Here is a 15,480-nt window from a genome sequence, read left to right as displayed (position 1 = left end):
CTTTACACCAACCCCCATGCGGAGGAAGGTCATATCCGGTATTAGACCCCGTTTCCAGGGCTTGTCCCAGAGTGCAGGGCAGATTGCCCACGTGTTACTCACCCGTTCGCCACTGATCCACCCCGAAGGGCTTCACCGTTCGACTTGCATGTGTTAAGCACGCCGCCAGCGTTCGTCCTGAGCCAGGATCAAACTCTCCGTGAATGTTTACCGGTAATCCGGTCGACACCCGCGTTGAGCGGCACGGCAACCACCGGAATAGGGCGGCCCCGCGCACTGCGTCCTCGCTAGTGTTTTACTTCAAAAGGAATCTCCAACCCCAGGAAACCTGAGGCCGGGGATGTCAACATATCTGGCGTTGACTTTTGGCACGCTGTTGAGTTCTCAAGGAACGGACGCTTCCTTCGGACTGCCTTCCAGCAGGCCCTCCGGGCTTCGTTCTTTCGTGTTCCCAGCTTATCAGATGTTTTCCGCTCCGTTTTCCGGGGCTTTCACTTCCGACTTGCCGGTGTCTTTCAGCGCTTGGCGCCCTGTCCGACGTTTCAAACTCTAGCCGGTCATCGCTTCGAAAGGCGAATCCGGCCGCAATCCGATAAAACGACCATCGAGTCGTGGTGTTTCTGGTGGATTGGCCGCCCCGGGACCGTCCGCGCCATCACGTGTCCGGTGCTCCCAGTCGAGCGACTGGGAGACAGTACTCCTCCGCCGCGCCCGACACAAATGCCCAGCGTGACCCGGCCGCGCCCGGGAGCCGCTCACGGCTTCCCGTGGCCCTGGGCCGCCCTCCCCTACGTGAACAGCCGGTCGCCGCTGGTGGCCATGCGGTGGGTGGTGCTGCGCTTGGCCGAGCTTGCCCTCCAGGCTCTATCCCGGCCACTGTCAGCCGCTGCGCTTTGTCGCGCAGCCCGGCGACGCTACAGGTGCGGTTGGGCTCCTCGCCGCAGTACTTGGGGTCCTTGATGTCCAGGGTGTCGACCCGGTGCGCGATGGCGTAGATCGGATGACGCTGGTCGGCGGCCACCGCCGGGGTCGCGCCGAGTGCGGTGCTGCCGACGATCCCGCACAGCACCGCCGCCAGCGCCGGCAGCATCCGCGCGCCTGCGCCGTGCCTGAGGTGAGTGGTCAAGGGGAATCCCCCTTTCTTGTCGATGTACTGACAGTGCGATCCCGACCCATGGGCGACATCCGGGGGGAATCCCGGCACAGTGCGACTCGCCACCCGAGCCGTCACACCCCAGGAGGCTTTGCACGGAGAAGAGTTGATGAACCGTCACAGACTTCGGCGAACCCTTCACCACGGCGCGCCAGGGTGTTAGCGTCCCTCGGATGTCGAGGATTCTGGTCACCGATCTGGACGGCACCCTGCTCGGCGGCACCCGGGAGGAACGGCGGCGGTTGCGGAACGCCCTGGCCCGCCACCCCGACGTGACAACGGTCTTCGCCACCGGACGCGGGCTGGCCTCCGTCCGGGAGATCCTCCGCGATCCGATCGTCCCGCGGCCCCGGTGGATCATCGCCGATGTCGGCGCCACCGTCGTCGACGGCGCCGACTTCACCCCCGTGGACCCGGTGCAGGAGCAGCTGCGGACCGGCTGGCCGGGGCCGGACCGGGTGCGCGCCGCGCTGCGCCGCTTCCCAATGCTCGCCTACCAGCACGGCATCGCCCAGGACGGCCGCTGCTCCTACCACCTCGCCCCCGACGGGCTCACCGAGGAACTCACCGCCGCCGTCGAGGCCCTCGGCTGCACCTGGGTGTACTCGGCGGACCGCTACTTCGACGTCCTGCCGCCGGACGCCTCCAAGGGCAACGCCCTTCGCGCCCTGGCCGGGAAGCTGGGGTGGCAGCCCGACGAGATCCTGGTCGCCGGCGACTCCCTCAACGACCTTTCGCTGTTCCGGACCGGCGCGCACGCGGTGGTCGTCGCCGGAGCCGAGCCCGCGCTGCTCACCGCCCTCGCCGAGGACCCGCTCGTCCACCGCCCCGGCCGGGCGGGTGCGGCCGGCATCCACGCGGCGCTGCGGAACCTCGGCTGGCTGGCCCCCGGGCCTGACGGCGGCCCTGACCGCCGGTACTCCCTGGTGGTGGCCTACCACCGCCCACCGCTGCACTGGAACGGCGACAGCTGGCAGCCGCCCAGCAGCCCCAACGGCATTCTGCCCACCCTGACCAGCGCCTTCGCCGACGGTCTGCCGGGCATCTGGGTCGCCGCCCTGGTCGGCGGCGACCAGGCGGGCCCTCCTCCGCGCCCCGGTTCGCCGCCGCTGTCCCCCGTACCGCTGGACGCCGCCACCTGGCACGGCTACTTCCACCGCGCCTGCAAGGAGACCCTCTGGCCCGTCCTGATGTCCGACCCGGGCCGGTCGGTCTTCGACGGACGGGCCTGGGCCGACTACCGCACGGTCAACGCGCGCTTCGCCCACCACATCGGCGCCCAGGCCGCGCCCGGCGCCACCGTCTGGCTCCACGACTACAACCTCTGGCTGGTCCCCGGCCTGCTGCGCCGCATCAGGCCCGACCTCAGGACCGGACTGTTCCACCACACCCCCTTCCCGGCCCCGGAGGTCTTCGCCACCCTCCCGGTCGCCGCCGAACTGCGCGACTCGCTGGCACAGCTCGACTGGGCGGGCTTCCACATCGAGGAGTTCGCCGAGCACTTCCGCCGGGCCCTGGCAGGCCTGACCGATCCGCCGCGCACCGGGGTCCACCCGCTCGGGATCGACCGACCGGCGATCGAGGAACTCGCCCGCCGGCACGCACCGCGGCGCGTTCCGGGCGCCGGCCGGGTGGTGCTCTCGGTCGAGCGCCTCGACTACGCCAAAGCCCCGATCCAGAAGGTCGAGGCCGTCGACCTCCTGCTCGCCCGCCGCCCCGAGCTGCGCGGCCGGCTCACCTTCCGGCTGGTCTGCCCGCCGCCGGAGCCCGGCATCACCGCCTACGACACCACCCGCCGACGGCTCGAACGGCGCGTCGCCGAGGTCAACTCCCGGTGGGGGCGCGAATCTTGGCAGCCGGTCGACTACCTCCCCGGCAGCCTGTCCACCGCCGAGGTGGTCGACGCCTACCTGGCGGCGGAGGTCCTCTGGGTGACCTCCCTTCAGGACGGGATGAACCTCACCGCCAAGGAGTTCATCGCCGCCCGGGCCGCTCTCCCGCACCGCGACGCCGACCCGGGCGTCCTGGTGCTCTCCCGCCACGCCGGCGCCGCCGCCGAACTCGGCGAGGCCGCCCTGCTCACCGACCCGCACTCCCCCGAGGACCTCGCCGCCGTCCTGGCCCGCGCCCTCGATCTCTCTCCCGCCGAGCGCCAGGCCCGCATGGAGCGGCTCTCCGACCTGCTCGGCCGCGAACGGCCCGCCGACTGGGCCGCCCGGATCATCGACACCATCCGCGGCCGCCCGGTCGGCTGAGAGTGATCGACCGAACTATCGAGCCGCTGCCGCCCCCACTGGCAGCAGCGGCTCGATCCGCCCGGCAGGTCACCCAACCCACCATGACGGCCTCTCCCACACGGTCTGTCAACGAGCCGGCACGCGAAGGGACACGGCCTGAATTTCACGGAGTGGGCGACCGGGCCGAGTCGGGTCCGGATCGCCCGCCATCACCGGCGCGCGACCGCTTCCAGCAGCATCCGGAGCACCGTCCGCGCGGCCGTGCGACGGACCGGCCGGCGCGACCAGACGGCCGGCAGCACCACGCCGAGCACAAGGAGGATGAGCAGGGTGGCGACGAACAGCGGGAGCATGGGGCCCTCCGATAGCCGGGATTTCACGAACGGGGCCAATCTCACGGATCGCGCGTTCGCCGACGTTCGGATGAACAATGATGAACGCATGAGTGAGCCGCAGCCGCCCTCGGAGGAGGCCGTCGCACGCAGGGTCCTGACCTCGATGCTGCGCCAGGGGATGACACAAAAGCGGCTGACCGTCGAGCAGTTGGTGCGGCGCTCGGGCCTCGGCCGGACCACGGTCAGCCAGGCGCTGAACGACAACGCCAGCATCCCGACGGACCGCACGCTCCGCGAGCTGGCCCGGGTGCTGCACCTGGACGCGGAGCAACTCGTCGACGTCCGGCGGGCGTTCGTCCCAGGTCCGGCGCACAAGTCCGACCCCGATGCCGAGTTCACGGATCGCTATCGCACCTACCTGGCAAGGCGGCACAGCCGACTGGAGATCATCGGCCTGGACCTCAGCCACGACCGCTCCCGCTGGCCCCTGGACACCGCCTACCTCAGCCTCGAACTGGCCGGCGCCCCGGGGGCCTCCGGCCCCCAGGAGCAGGCCGACAGCGCGCCCACCGTCCGCGTCCAGCGAGCCGAGGACTCCCTCGCAGGCCTGGACCGGGTGCTGATCCGGGGGCTCGCCGGGAGCGGCAAGACCACCCTGCTGCAATGGCTCACGGTGAAGACGGCGAAGGGTCAATTACCAGTACAGTTACGCCAGTTGAGAAGGCATGTGCCGTTCCTGCTGCCCCTGCGGACCCTCGTCCGCCGACGGTCCCTGCCGACCCCGGCGGAGTTCCTCGACCACCTCGACTGCCCGTTGACCGCAGCCCAACCCGACGGCTGGGCCGACCGGTTGCTGTCCTCCGGACGCGGGATGGTGCTGCTCGACGGAGTGGACGAGGTGCCGCAGGACGATCGGAAGCGCACCTACCAGTGGCTCGACGAGCTGCTCGCCGTCTACCCGGACTCGTTCTTCGCCATGACCACGCGGCCGACCGCCATCCGGGAAGGGCGGTTCGCCCGTGACGGCTTCGCGGAGCTGACCGTCCGGCCGATGAGCAACCGCGATGTCGCCGTGTTCATCGACCGCTGGCACGAAGCCGCGCGGGACCAGGACGCCACCCCCGAGGAGGCCGCGCAGCTGGCCGGCCTGGCGGAGCGGCTCAAGGACACCGTACGCGCCCAGTCCAACCTCTCCCAGCTGGCCACCACTCCCCTGCTCTGCGCGCTCATCTGCGCGCTCCACCGCACCCGTCGGGGCCATCTGCCGCGCGGCCGCAAGGCCCTGTACGACGCCGCGCTGTCCATGCTGCTGATCCGCCGCGACGACGAGCGCGATGTCGTGGCGCCCGAGGGCATCACCCTGGACGACCAGCAGAGCGTCCACCTGCTCCAGCGCCTCGCGTACTGGATGATCCGCAACGGCCAGGCGGAGGCCGACCGGGCCGACGCCGAGCACGTGATCGCGGCTGCGTTCCCGGCGATGCCGGCGGTCGCCGAACAGGGGGGCGCAGCGGCGGTCCTGGACCACCTGATCGCCCGCACCGGTCTGCTCCGGCAGCCCACGGCGGAGACGATCGACTTCATCCACCGCACCTTCCAGGACTACCTGGGTGCGAAGGCCGCCGTGGAGGCAAACGACTTCGGGCTGCTGAGGCGCCACGCGGAGGACGACCAGTGGGAGGACGTGCTGCGGATGGCCGTGGCCCACGCCCGGCCGGACGAGGCCAGGCGGATCATCAACGACCTGGTCGAGCATGGTGACCAGACACCCCGACAGGAGGTCCGGCTCCATCTCCTCGCTGCCACCTGCCTGGAGCACGCCGTCCAGCTCGATCCGACGGTCAGGGCGGAGGTGGTGAAGCGGGTGGGCCGGCTCGTACCACCGCAGTCGTGGAAGCAGGCCACCCAGCTGGTGGACTGCGGTGCCATGGTCTTCGACCTGCTGCCCGGCCCGGAAGGGCTCAACGACGACGAACGGGCGTTCGTCGTCGGCACGGCGCTGGTCATCGGCGGTGAGCCGGCCATTCCGTTCCTGAAGCGCTCTCGTTCACGCCACCTCGCACGCCACTGAGTGGCTCGCTCCCCCGGGTGACGTCGGTCGCCCTGTACAGAGCCACCGCGGACATCGACCTCGCCTGTCTGCGGCGCACGTTTCCGGCCCTCAGGTGCCTGCACATCAGTTTCACCGGTCTGTTCGGCATCGTCGACCTCACTCCGCTGCGCGGAATGCCTGAGCTGACCATCGAGGTCCGGGGCGACTGTCACCTCGTCGGCACCGAGCACTTCCAGCCCGGCAGCGTCGAGCACCACCCGTGACCCGCTACCGCCGTGGTCCCGCCACGGCGTACGCCACCGTGCCGGTCGCCAACAGGGCCCAGGCGGTCACGGCAGCCGCCGTCGTCCCCGGAGGGAAGGCCATCCAGCCGACCACCTCCCCCAGGACGCCACTCGGAGTCGGGACCAGGAGGGTGACCGCGAGCCAGCCGGTCGGCAGGGTCCAGGCGAGCTGCGCTCCGCACAGGACCGCCCCGAGCGCGGCCAGGCCGGCCAGACCCGCGCTGTCCCGGACGACCACCTCGGTGGCGGCGAGCTCCACTCCCGCCGCCTGGACCGTCAGCAGCGCCGCACCGGCGAAGGCCCCGATCAACAGCACGTGCGCGGCCCGGCGCGGCGCCCACCGGATCGCGGCCGTCCGCTCCAGCGCTACATCCCAGCCGCCGAGCCCGACGGAGCCGGCCGCCACGTTCGCGGTGAGGACCAGGACCGCCATCCCCAGCTCCACCGGGCCCGGACCGTTGAGGGCCCAGAGCGTCAGCGCGACCAGCACCACCACGGCGGCCGAGGTGGGCACCTGCCGGGAACGGCTGTGCAGGATCAGCCACCTCATCGCGACGCCTCCCCGGTCAGTACCCGAAGCCGGACGTATCCGTCGCAGGAGAGGGCGGCGGCGCGCAGGTCGGCGATCCGCGCGTGCTGCTCGGCCGGCGGCAGCGCCGTCAGCTGCTCCCAGGCGGCATCGGCGTCCGCCCAGGTCTTGAGCGAGTAGGCGTCGCTGCCCTTCTCCTCCAGCGGTTGGAGCCGGGGGTCACCCAGGGCCCAGCTCACGGCGACGCTCTGGAGGGCTGTGTCGTCGCTCCCCCCGCCCTCCCGGTCGCTGTGCCCGTGGCAGTTCGGCGCCAGTCCCTGGGCGATCAGCGCGCGGGTCAGCGCCTCACCCGTTGCATGGTCGAACAGTCGCTCGTCGAAGTCGACCAGCAGCACGTCACCGGAGAGTCCGCGAGGGTCTCCGAGCGCGCGCAGCGTGGTGTCCTCCCGGACCGACCTCGGCGCCCGGTCGCCCAGGACCTCGTGCAGTACCCGCAGCGCCTCCTTGCTGCGCGACGCCAGCTCGGGCAGGCGTGCGGCGTTCGCCCGGGTCACGCACACCGGCCCGTCACAGGCCTGGGCGGTGGCCGCCCGGTCGACGACGTAGGTGTCGCGCGCGGCGGCGGGCAGGACCGGCAGGGCCAGGGCCGCGCCGGCCAGGACGGGGACCAGCGCCAGCAGCCGGGCCCGCCGGGTCACGGCCGCCATCAGCGCGAAGCCGGTGCCGAGCAGGCCGAGGAACCAGAGCGTCTGGCCGAGGTGTACGGAGCCGGAGAGGGTCAGCAGCATCTCCCGTGGCTCCGAAGTCGCCGGGGACAGCTGGGCGAGCCGGTTCGGCGCGCGGCTCGACGGCACTGCCCCGTCGCTGCTCATCCGCAGCAGGCTGGTCAGCATCAGGACGGTCACCACCAGGGCCGGCGGGGTGAACACGGACGGCAGGGTCCGCGCGACGCCCATCCCGAACACGGCGCCCGCGACGAGGGCCAGCGCCGCCACCAGCGAGATCGGCAGCCAGCCGAGCGGTGTGTAGGTGGTCCGGCCGAGGGCCACCAGGGCCGCGCCCACCAAGACGAGGAGGCCGAAGCCGGACGCCAGCGCGAGCGCCAGCGCGCCGGTGGGCAGCGCCGCGCGGCGCCAGGCCGGCAGCGGCGTGGTCGCCAGCAGCTCGGCCATCCGCGAGCGGGACTCGCGCAGCCCGTACACCGCTCCCAGGCCCACCACCAGCGGCCACCAGAAGGCCAGCAGGTAGCGGGTCCACAGGGCCATCGAGGTCCACTGGGCCGTCCACCCGGCGGTGCCCTTCCACCAGATCCCGTCGATCAGGCAGAAGACCGCCAGGCTGCCGACCAGCACGACGAGGCCGGCCCACGGGGCGACGGAGCGCCTCAGTTCGATGCGCAGGAGGCGTCCGGTCACCAGTTGCCTCCCCGCTGCCCGGAGTTGTGGAGCAGCGCCGAGTAGCCGCGCTCCAGCGGGCTGTCGCCGGGGTGCTCGGGGCCGCCCGCGGCGGCCAGGTCGTCCGGGGTGCCCTGGAAGACGAGGCGGCCGTCGGCGAAGAGCACCACGTCGGAGCAGGCGGCCGCGACGTCCTCGACCAGGTGGGTGGAGACGACCACGCAGGTGTCACGGCCCAGTTCCTGGAGCAGCTCGCGGAAGCGCAGCCGCTGGGCCGGGTCCAGGCCGGCCGTCGGCTCGTCCAGCAGCAGCACGGCCGGGTCGTTGACGATGGCCTGGGCGATGCCGGCCCGCCGCACCATGCCGCCGGACAGGGTCCGCATCCGGTGGTCGGCGCGGTCCGCGAGGCCCACCCGTTCCACCGCCCGCTGGACGGCCGCGGGGATGTCCGCCTTCGGGACCTCCTTCAACCAGGCCATGTACTCGACGAACTCGCGCACCGTGAACCGCTTGTAGTAGCCGAAGTCCTGCGGCAGGTAGCCGATCCGGCGGCGCAGGGCCCGGTGGTCGCCCATCCGGCCGACGGGGGCGCCGAGCAGTTCCAGTTCGCCCTCGGCGGGGCGCAGCACGGTCGCCAGTGCCCGGATCAGGGTGGTCTTCCCCGCGCCGTTGGGCCCCAGGAGGCCGTGGGCGCCGATGCCCAGGGAGAGGTCGAGTCCGTCGACGGCCATCTTCTTCCGTCCGACGCGCACTCTCAGGCCGGCGGCCCGGATCTCCCAGGCGTAGGTCTTGGGCGCGGTGTCGACCGCGCTCGTGGTGGGTGTCATGCGGTGGTCCCTTTCGAGGGTCGGTGGTGGTTCCACGGCGTCAGTGCCGCGTCCACGCGGGCGGTCCCGGCGCCGTGTCACAGCGTCGAGTACGCGTTCCTGCGGACGATCACGGCGCCGCTCGCGAGCACAAGGAGCAGCCCCCAGACGGGCAGCCGGTCCGGTTGGAGGGCGAACCGCAGGACGACGGGGACGTGGCCGGTGGCCCAGGCGGGCAGCACGACGGCGGCGACCCAGGCGGCCACCAGGGCGGCGGCGGCGCGGGTCACGCCGACCACGCTGCCCAGCGCGAGGGCGGTGGAGGTGAAGGCCAGGGAGGGCAGCAGCCACTGCGCGGCCGTCGTGGTCCCGGCCAGCCAGCCGCCCACCAGGAGCCCGGGCAGGACCACCAGGAGGGCCGCCGTGGTGCGTCTGAGGAGCAGCGGCAGGCCGGCCCGGGCGGTGGAGGCGGTCAGTTCGTGCGCCGGGTCCAGTCCTCGCGACCAGGACGCGGCGACGCCGCACAGCGGCAGCACGGGCGCGATGGCGGACGCCGGAGAGGCGTCGCCGGGGGAGCCCGGCGAGGCGACCGCGTCCAGCAGCAGCGCCAGCAGGGTGACGGCGAAGGTCATCGCCAGCCAGGGGGCCATGGCCGGCGTCAGCCAGGCCGCCGCCCACCTCGGGCGGTGTCGCCGCGCGGGCGCCCTGACGGCCGCGTCCAACCGCGGTTCCAGGTCGGCCCGGACGGTGTCGAGCAGCGCGGCGACGCCGGGTGCCTCGGTGGCCACGGCGGCCGCCAGCCGGCTCCGGCAGGGCGCGCACGTCTCCAGGTGGGCCTCCAGCGCCCACACCGTGTCCGCGGCCATCGCCGCGTCACCGCGCGCGTACTCGTCGATCAGCCGCGTCGACGCGTGTTCCCCGCTGATGGCTCGCTCCTTCATGCCAGCGCCTCCCGCATCGCGATCCGGGCCCGGCGGGCGCGGGTCTTGACCGTGCCTTCGGGCAGTCTGAGCAGGACGGCGGTCTCCCTCACGGAGAGCCCGTCGAGCACCGTGGCCTGGAGGACGTCCCGGAGTTCCGGCGCCAGTCGCCGCAGGGCGTCGCCGACGTCGCCGCCGACGGTCCCGGCGAGCGCCTCCTCCTCCGCCGCGGGCACCACCGTCCGCTCGGCGGCGGCGGCCGGGGGCTCGGCGTGGTGGGCGCGGCGTCGGAAGGCGTCGACGAGGCGGCGTGCCGCGATCGTCCACAGCCACCCGACGGCCGTGCCGCCGACCGCGCTCCCGGCGAACGCGCCGGCCGCGCGCCACACCGCCAGGTAGGTCTCCTGCATGACCTCGGCGACGATCTGCTCGTCGGCGCAGCGGCGGCGCAACCGCACCGCCAGCCAGGGCGACGTGCGCCGGTACAACTCGTCGAACGCCGCGCGGTCACCCCTGGCCACCAGCCGGAGGAGGCGCTCCTCGTCCAGCTCGTCCAGTGCTCTCCTGCGTGATCTCACACCAGCCAGACGCCGGTCACGGAGCGCGGGTTCTCGATCCGCCGTGACCTGCGTCACGGGCGGCGGAGGCGCGTCGCGACCGCTCCCGTGCGCCGTCGACTCCACCCGCACGCCCCCGGCGCAAGCGCTGCCCGTCCGGTGCACCGCACCGCAGACTGGCTGCCGACCCCCACCCCGGAGGAACGACGACGATGCCCACCGCCAGCCGCCCGCCGGCCCCTCCCGTCGCTCCCGGGCGGCTTCCGCTGATCGGCCATGGGCTCGAACTGTGGCGGCGCCCACTGGAGTTCCTGGACCGCCTCACCGCTTACCACCCGATCGTCGCCACCCACCTCGGCCCGAAGGCGAGTTATGTGCTGACCGGCCCGGAGCTGGTCCACCGGGTGCTGGTGACCGACGCGGCGAGCTTCGCCAAGGGCCGGTCCTTCGAGAAGCTCCGCCCCTACCTGGGGAACGGGCTGGCCACCTCCGAGGGCGCGTTCCACCTGCGCCAACGACGCCTGATGCAGCCGGCGTTCCACCACCGCCAGGTCGCCCGCTACGTCGACACCATGGCGCGCCTCGCCGCCGAGCGCGCCGACTCCTGGCAGCCCGGCGAGGTCGTCGACGTCACCCGGCAGATGCTGGACCTCTCGCTCTCCGTCGTCACCGCGACGCTGTTCTCCACCTCGCTCGACTCATCGGCCGCCGCCGAGATCCGCCGCGCCCTGCCCGTCGTCCTGCGCGGCATGTACACCCGGGTGCTGGACCCGACCGACCTGTGGCACCGGCTCCCCACCCGGGGCAACCGCCGTCTCGCCGACGCCCACGACCGGCTGCGCCGCGCCATCGACGAGCTCATCCGAGCCGAGCCGACCGACGGCACCGACAATCTGCTGTCCATGCTGCTGCGGGCCCGGGACGCCGACAGCGGCGAGGCGATGACCGGCCGCCAGCTCCACGACGAGCTCATCACCCTGCTGGTGGCCGGCACCGAGACGGCGGCGGGCGGGCTCGCCTGGCTCTTCCACGAGCTGGGCCGGCACCCGGACGTCGACCGGCGGCTCCACCAGGAGCTGCGTGACCGGGCGGCCGTCCCACTCACCCTCGACGGACTGCCCCGACTCGCCTACACCCGTCGCGTGGTCGACGAGGCGCTGCGGATGCGCAACCCCGGGGGCATCACGATCCGCCGCGCGATCACCGACGTCGAACTGGGCGGCCACCGCTTCCCGGAGGGCACCGAGTTCATCTTCAGCGCCCTGGTCCTGCACCGGAACCCGCGCTACTTCCCCGAGCCGCTGCGCTTCGACCCGGACCGCTGGCTGCCCGAGCGGCCCGCCGTCCCGCGCGGCGCGTTCGTTCCCTTCGGCGCCGGCAGCCACCTGTGCATCGGGGAGGCCTTCGCCCGCACCGAGATGATGACCGTGGCCGCCACCGTGGCGGGCCGCTGGCGGCTGGCGCCCGTCCCGGGCGTGCCGGTCCGGGGCGTCATGACCAGCACCAATCACCCCGACAACCTGCTCATGCGGGTGGAACCGCGGACGGAGCCGGCCCGCTAGCCACGGGCGAGGCAGGCGGTGGCCGCCGTGTACAGGGCGGCGATGCCGGTGCGCAGGGTCATGCCGACCTGGGGGCGGAACTCGGGCGAGTGGTTGGCGGGCAGGGCGGCGAGCTTCTGGGCCGCTCCGGTGCCGGGGGCCGCCGCCCACTGGTCGGGGCCGACCACGCCGAGCATCCAGTACGCCGTGCGGATGCCGGGCACCCCGTGCAGCTCGGCGCCCTCGGCCCCGAACAGCGGGAAGTCCTCGGTGGCCAGGGCCGGCGGCCAGTCGGCGACCCGCTGCGCGCCGAACAACCGGCGGTGCGTCTCCCGCAGCTGCTCGGCGAGCGCGGCGTCGGGGGTGTTGACGCCGGAGCGGGAGACCTCCTCGAACGCGGGCTCCCGGGGGCAGCCCGAGGCCGCCGCCTCGCCCCGGACGATCCGCCGTACGGCCGCCGTGGCCCGTTCCAGGGACTGTTCGGTGAAGCCCCGGACGGTCACCTGGAGGGTGGCCCGGTCGGGGACCACGTTGCCGAACTGGCCGCCGGCTTCCAGTGAACCCACGGTGACCACCAACTGCTCGGCCGGGGAGGTCTCCTGGGCGACGACCGACTGGAGCCGCAGCACCACCGCGGCGGCGGCCACCACCGGGTCGACGGCCAGGTGGGGCGCTCCGGCGTGCCCGCCGCGGCCGTGGATCACCACCCGCAGGGTGCGGCTGCCGGCCGTCACCGGGCCCCGGCCGTGGGCGACCATCCCGGCCGGCAGCGGCGCGGTGTGCTGGGCGAGGACGACCGAGGGCGGCTCGAAGCGCCGGTAGAGGCCGTCCGCCAGCATCGCCCGGGCGCCGGACAGGGTCTCCTCGGCCGGCTGGCCGACCACCAGGACGGTGCCGCGCCAGTCGGTGCGGGCCTCGGCCAGGGCGGCCGCGGCTCCGGCGGCGCAGGCCAGGTGGACGTCGTGGCCGCAGGCGTGCATCAGCGGGACCAGCCGTCCGTCGGCCGTCCTGCCGGTGGCGGTGCTGGCGTAGGGCAGGCCGGTGCGCTCGGCGACCGGGAGCGCGTCCAGCTCCGCGCGGAGCATCACCACCGGTCCGGGCCCGTTGCGCAGCACGGCGGCCACGCCGTGGCCGCCGATGCCCCTGGTCACCCGGTAGCCGGCCTCGGCCAGCCGGTCGGCGAAGCGGGCCGCGGTCCGTTCCTCGGCGCCGGAGAGCTCCGGGTGGCGGTGCAGGTCCAGGTAGAGCTCGGCGGCCCGGGCGAGGTCGCCGGGGGCAAGGGCGAAGGGGGTGGTCATCGGTCGGGGCTCCTCGGCGTCGGTGTCGGGTCGTCAGTGGGTTGTCAGTGCGGTGCGCCCGGTGCCGCCAGCGGCTGCCGGTAGAACTGACGCATGAGCGGCGGGTGTTCGTGTGAGCGCCGCCCGCTCCCGTCCCCCTTCGGTCCGGCCGCGCGGCCGGGTCGTCACCCTCACCGAAAGGAGAAGTGCCATGGCTGACACTTCGCTCGCCTCGCTCGCCGAGGAGATCCTGAACCTGGAGTCGGAGACCTTCGAGATCAGCGACTACTCGGACACCAGCGAGGTCATGCTGGGCTCGTCCACCAGCTGCTCCAGCACCAGCACCTGCTCCAGCACCACCAGCACCACCAGCTGCACCGCCTGATCCCGGGCAGCCACCGGTGGCCCTCCGTCCTCGCGCGGGCGGAGGGCCACCGGTCGTTTCCGCGGACCGTTACGGGAACGGGTGTGGCACCAGGCGCAGTTCTCCGTCGGCCAGGTCGGTGGCCCGCAGGCCGCCGCGGCGCGGCGCGGTGCGCAGCCTGGGCATACCCAGGGCGCGCTGGCGCGTCCAGCCGAAGTCGATCGGCAGCAGGCCTGGCACCAGGGTGCAGACCGTGCGCAGGCCGAGGCGCCGCTGCTCCGGTGAGGTCTGGTCGACCACGATCACGTCGTACCCGGCGTTCACCAACTCGTCGCGGCAGAACAGCAGGTCGTCCCGCAGGTCCGAGCCGCGCGGGCAGCGCTCGGCCCAGTCGGCGTAGAGCTCGGCGGCGGGCCGGGCGGGTGCGGACGGCTCCAGGTAGCTGCGCGCGTGGCGGGCCATCTGCGGCAGGCCGAACAGTGCGGCGTGGTCCGGGAGCCGCCGTACCAGGTCGAAGTCCTCTGCCATGGCGGCCAGTTCGGCCGGACGCTCGCGCACCTGGCCGGGCAGGTGCGGGATGTAGGTGAGGATCTCGGAGACGGCGGACTCCACGGTGTCCTCCGGGTCGAAGCCCGCGGCGGCCGCGAAGGCCAGGGTGCCGGGGCCGCCGTCGCGGCGCACCGCGAGCGCGGTCACCACCGGGACGGCCAGGTCCACCCGGTTGTCGAAGGCGTGCACGTCGTAGCCGAGCAGGGCGGCCCGGTCCAGCATCGCCCGCAGGGCCGGGCCGGTGCCGGTGGCCAGGTCGATCTCGGGCAGTGCCGCGTTGCCGTACCAGCCGAGCAGGAAGGCGTCCCGCTCGATCAGTTCGAGCAGGCCGAAGAGGATCGCCTCCTCCAGGCAGCTGCCGATGGCGCAGCCGTTGGAGCACTCGAAGACGAAGTTGTCGGCCGCCACTCCCGCGCTGTAGTGGCAGAGCCGGGCGGGAACGAGGACGGGCGTCTCGTCGCGCAGGGACCAGCCCTGGACCCAGGGGATCGGCCGGTCGGGGTCGAAGGGGTCGAGCATCGGGTCGTCGCGGTAGGTCCGGGGTTCGTACAGTCCGCAGGTGCGCGGGTCGAGCGCGGCGGGGCCCAGGTTGGTGTACGAGTCGGTCAGCATCGGTGCGCCGCTGCGGCGGTGGGTGCCGGCGTAGCGTTCCAGTCCTTCCAGGAAGGCCAGGGCGCGGCTGGCGCGGAAGGAGTTGGCCTGGCCGCTCCAGGTGACGTCGCTGAGTCCGGCATAGCCGCGCATGAAGACGCTGCCGGCCACCGGCGCGGTGGTCGGTGAGACGACGTCGGACCAGGTGCCCGCGCCGAGCACCCCGCAGACCGGGTTGGCGAGGGCCGTCTCGGGGAGGTCGTAGGAGTCCGCCGGGCGCAGCCGGCGGCGGTCGGGGTCCGGCTTGGGCCGGGAGACCAGCGGCAGCACCGGCTCGTCGTCGGGTACGGCGGCGCAGGTCGGGCAGAGCGGTTCGGCGAGCAGCGGCACGGTCTGCACCCGGAGGGTCTCCAGGTCGAGCCGGGAGACCTGGGACAGTGCGGTGGGCCGTCCGCCCGCCTCGGTGGTGAGCCGGTGCAGGTTCCAGACCGCGTCGACGGCGTGGTCCGGCAGCGGCGGCAGGCCGGGGCCGGCCAGGGTGCTCGCCCGGCCGGTCTCCAGGGCTTCGCGTTCGGTGCGGCTGCGCAGCCGCTGCCAGCGCATGGCCAGGCAGGTGCCGCAGGCCCGCGGGGTGTCCGGGTCGCCTCCCCAGGGGCCGATCAGGACGGTCTGCGCGGTGAGGTGGACGGTGGCCTCGGCCCGTCGGCGCGCCGCCTCGGCGGGTTCGGGGCGCAGCAGGTCGGTGCCGCCGAGCACGGCCACCCGGGGTGCGGGGGTCGCGCTGTCGGCGGCGCGCTCGGCGAGGCGGCGTTCCAGCCGGTCCCTGGCCGCCTCGAAGGAGGCCGCGGCGGTGGCGGGGGTGGTCATCTGGTGCCTCCGAGGAGACCCCG

The 15,480-nt window shown here is 73.3% G+C and carries 13 protein-coding genes and 1 rRNA gene (1 of these 14 cut by a window edge); 5 read left to right on the top strand and 9 right to left on the bottom strand.

Translation table 11 applies throughout. The annotated features are described in order from the left end of the window. A 16S ribosomal RNA gene (locus QWJ13_RS17895) occupies positions 1-204 on the bottom strand; it reaches 1,320 nt to the left of the window's first position. A 1,122-nt stretch (positions 205-1,326) separates the two neighbouring features. Between QWJ13_RS17895 and QWJ13_RS17890 the strand changes: the two genes are divergently transcribed. Beyond that, entirely contained in the window at positions 1,327-3,408 is a 2,082-nt protein-coding gene (locus tag QWJ13_RS17890) for a trehalose-6-phosphate synthase (RefSeq protein WP_316525584.1), read from the top strand. A gap of 191 nt (positions 3,409-3,599) precedes the next feature. On the opposite strand, the gene QWJ13_RS17885 is transcribed toward QWJ13_RS17890, so the two are convergent. After that, complete coding sequence (locus QWJ13_RS17885; protein ID WP_316525582.1) at positions 3,600-3,743, bottom strand: hypothetical protein; 144 nt, start codon at positions 3,741-3,743, stop codon at positions 3,600-3,602. 88 nt (positions 3,744-3,831) lie between these two features. On the opposite strand from QWJ13_RS17885, the gene QWJ13_RS17880 reads away from it, so the two are divergent. Both QWJ13_RS17880 and QWJ13_RS17875 read left to right on the top strand, forming a co-directional pair. Beyond that, a complete protein-coding gene (locus QWJ13_RS17880) occupies positions 3,832-5,796 on the top strand; it encodes an NACHT domain-containing protein (protein ID WP_316525579.1) in 1,965 nt (654 codons plus the stop codon). Between the two features lie 17 nt (positions 5,797-5,813). Continuing rightward, on the top strand, positions 5,814-6,041 hold the full coding sequence (locus QWJ13_RS17875; RefSeq protein ID WP_316525577.1) for a hypothetical protein: 228 nt from the start codon (positions 5,814-5,816) through the stop codon (positions 6,039-6,041). Positions 6,042-6,045: 4 nt separating this feature from the next. Here QWJ13_RS17875 and QWJ13_RS17870 read toward each other — a convergent pair whose 3' ends face one another. The 5 genes from QWJ13_RS17870 to QWJ13_RS17850 all read right to left on the bottom strand — a co-directional run bounded on the left by QWJ13_RS17870 (position 6,046) and on the right by QWJ13_RS17850 (position 10,289). Beyond that, a complete protein-coding gene (locus tag QWJ13_RS17870; protein WP_316525576.1) occupies positions 6,046-6,612 on the bottom strand; it encodes a hypothetical protein in 567 nt (188 codons plus the stop codon). Then, positions 6,609-8,006, bottom strand: coding sequence for a hypothetical protein (locus QWJ13_RS17865; protein ID WP_316525574.1), 1,398 nt, complete (start codon positions 8,004-8,006; stop codon positions 6,609-6,611). The genes QWJ13_RS17870 and QWJ13_RS17865 overlap by 4 nt, the downstream gene beginning before the upstream one ends. Then, the gene (locus QWJ13_RS17860) at positions 8,003-8,812 is read right to left on the bottom strand and encodes an ABC transporter ATP-binding protein (RefSeq protein WP_316525573.1); all 810 of its coding nucleotides are present in this window, start codon (positions 8,810-8,812) and stop codon (positions 8,003-8,005) included. Before QWJ13_RS17860 ends, QWJ13_RS17865 begins: the two co-directional genes overlap by 4 nt. 77 nt (positions 8,813-8,889) lie before the next feature. Next, positions 8,890-9,732, bottom strand: coding sequence for a zf-HC2 domain-containing protein (locus QWJ13_RS17855; RefSeq protein WP_316525572.1), 843 nt, complete (start codon positions 9,730-9,732; stop codon positions 8,890-8,892). Next, positions 9,729-10,289, bottom strand: a complete 561-nt coding sequence (locus QWJ13_RS17850) for an RNA polymerase sigma factor (protein ID WP_316525571.1) — start codon at positions 10,287-10,289, stop codon at positions 9,729-9,731. Before QWJ13_RS17850 ends, QWJ13_RS17855 begins: the two co-directional genes overlap by 4 nt. A 191-nt stretch (positions 10,290-10,480) precedes the next feature. Here QWJ13_RS17850 and QWJ13_RS17845 point away from each other — a divergent pair, with 191 nt between their 5' ends. Further along, entirely contained in the window at positions 10,481-11,830 is a 1,350-nt protein-coding gene (locus QWJ13_RS17845; RefSeq protein ID WP_316525570.1) for a cytochrome P450, read from the top strand. Here the strand turns inward: QWJ13_RS17845 and QWJ13_RS17840 are convergent. Then, positions 11,827-13,107, bottom strand: a complete 1,281-nt coding sequence (locus QWJ13_RS17840; RefSeq protein WP_316525569.1) for an amidohydrolase — start codon at positions 13,105-13,107, stop codon at positions 11,827-11,829. The two genes, QWJ13_RS17845 and QWJ13_RS17840, sit on opposite strands and share 4 nt — an antisense overlap. A 190-nt stretch (positions 13,108-13,297) precedes the next feature. On the opposite strand from QWJ13_RS17840, the gene QWJ13_RS17835 reads away from it, so the two are divergent. Beyond that, positions 13,298-13,471: a thiazolylpeptide-type bacteriocin gene (locus tag QWJ13_RS17835; protein WP_035858840.1), complete on the top strand. Its 174-nt coding sequence runs from the start codon at positions 13,298-13,300 to the stop codon at positions 13,469-13,471. A gap of 69 nt (positions 13,472-13,540) precedes the next feature. Here QWJ13_RS17835 and QWJ13_RS17830 read toward each other — a convergent pair whose 3' ends face one another. Next, a complete protein-coding gene (locus QWJ13_RS17830; protein ID WP_316525568.1) occupies positions 13,541-15,457 on the bottom strand; it encodes a TOMM precursor leader peptide-binding protein in 1,917 nt (638 codons plus the stop codon). Positions 15,458-15,480 lie beyond the last annotated feature (23 nt).

It is taken from the genome of Kitasatospora brasiliensis (genome assembly GCF_032654805.1).
In the GTDB taxonomy this organism is placed as follows: Bacteria; Actinomycetota; Actinomycetes; order Streptomycetales; family Streptomycetaceae; genus Kitasatospora; species Kitasatospora brasiliensis.
The sequence above is the reverse complement of the archived record's forward strand: the minus strand, read 5'-3'. Positions and strand labels throughout refer to the sequence as shown.

Excerpts from the sequence above, each read along its gene's own strand:
- QWJ13_RS17890 (WP_316525584.1), top strand. The coding sequence starts at position 1,327 with ATGTCGAGGATTCTGGTCACCGATCTGGACGGCACCCTGCTCGGCGGC.
- QWJ13_RS17885 (WP_316525582.1), bottom strand. The coding sequence starts at position 3,743 with ATGCTCCCGCTGTTCGTCGCCACCCTGCTCATCCTCCTTGTGCTCGGC.
- QWJ13_RS17880 (WP_316525579.1), top strand. The coding sequence starts at position 3,832 with ATGAGTGAGCCGCAGCCGCCCTCGGAGGAGGCCGTCGCACGCAGGGTC.
- QWJ13_RS17870 (WP_316525576.1), bottom strand. The coding sequence starts at position 6,612 with ATGAGGTGGCTGATCCTGCACAGCCGTTCCCGGCAGGTGCCCACCTCG.
- QWJ13_RS17860 (WP_316525573.1), bottom strand. The coding sequence starts at position 8,812 with ATGACACCCACCACGAGCGCGGTCGACACCGCGCCCAAGACCTACGCC.
- QWJ13_RS17855 (WP_316525572.1), bottom strand. The coding sequence starts at position 9,732 with ATGAAGGAGCGAGCCATCAGCGGGGAACACGCGTCGACGCGGCTGATC.
- QWJ13_RS17845 (WP_316525570.1), top strand. The coding sequence starts at position 10,481 with ATGCCCACCGCCAGCCGCCCGCCGGCCCCTCCCGTCGCTCCCGGGCGG.
- QWJ13_RS17840 (WP_316525569.1), bottom strand. The coding sequence starts at position 13,107 with ATGACCACCCCCTTCGCCCTTGCCCCCGGCGACCTCGCCCGGGCCGCC.
- QWJ13_RS17835 (WP_035858840.1), top strand. The coding sequence starts at position 13,298 with ATGGCTGACACTTCGCTCGCCTCGCTCGCCGAGGAGATCCTGAACCTG.
- QWJ13_RS17830 (WP_316525568.1), bottom strand. The coding sequence starts at position 15,457 with ATGACCACCCCCGCCACCGCCGCGGCCTCCTTCGAGGCGGCCAGGGAC.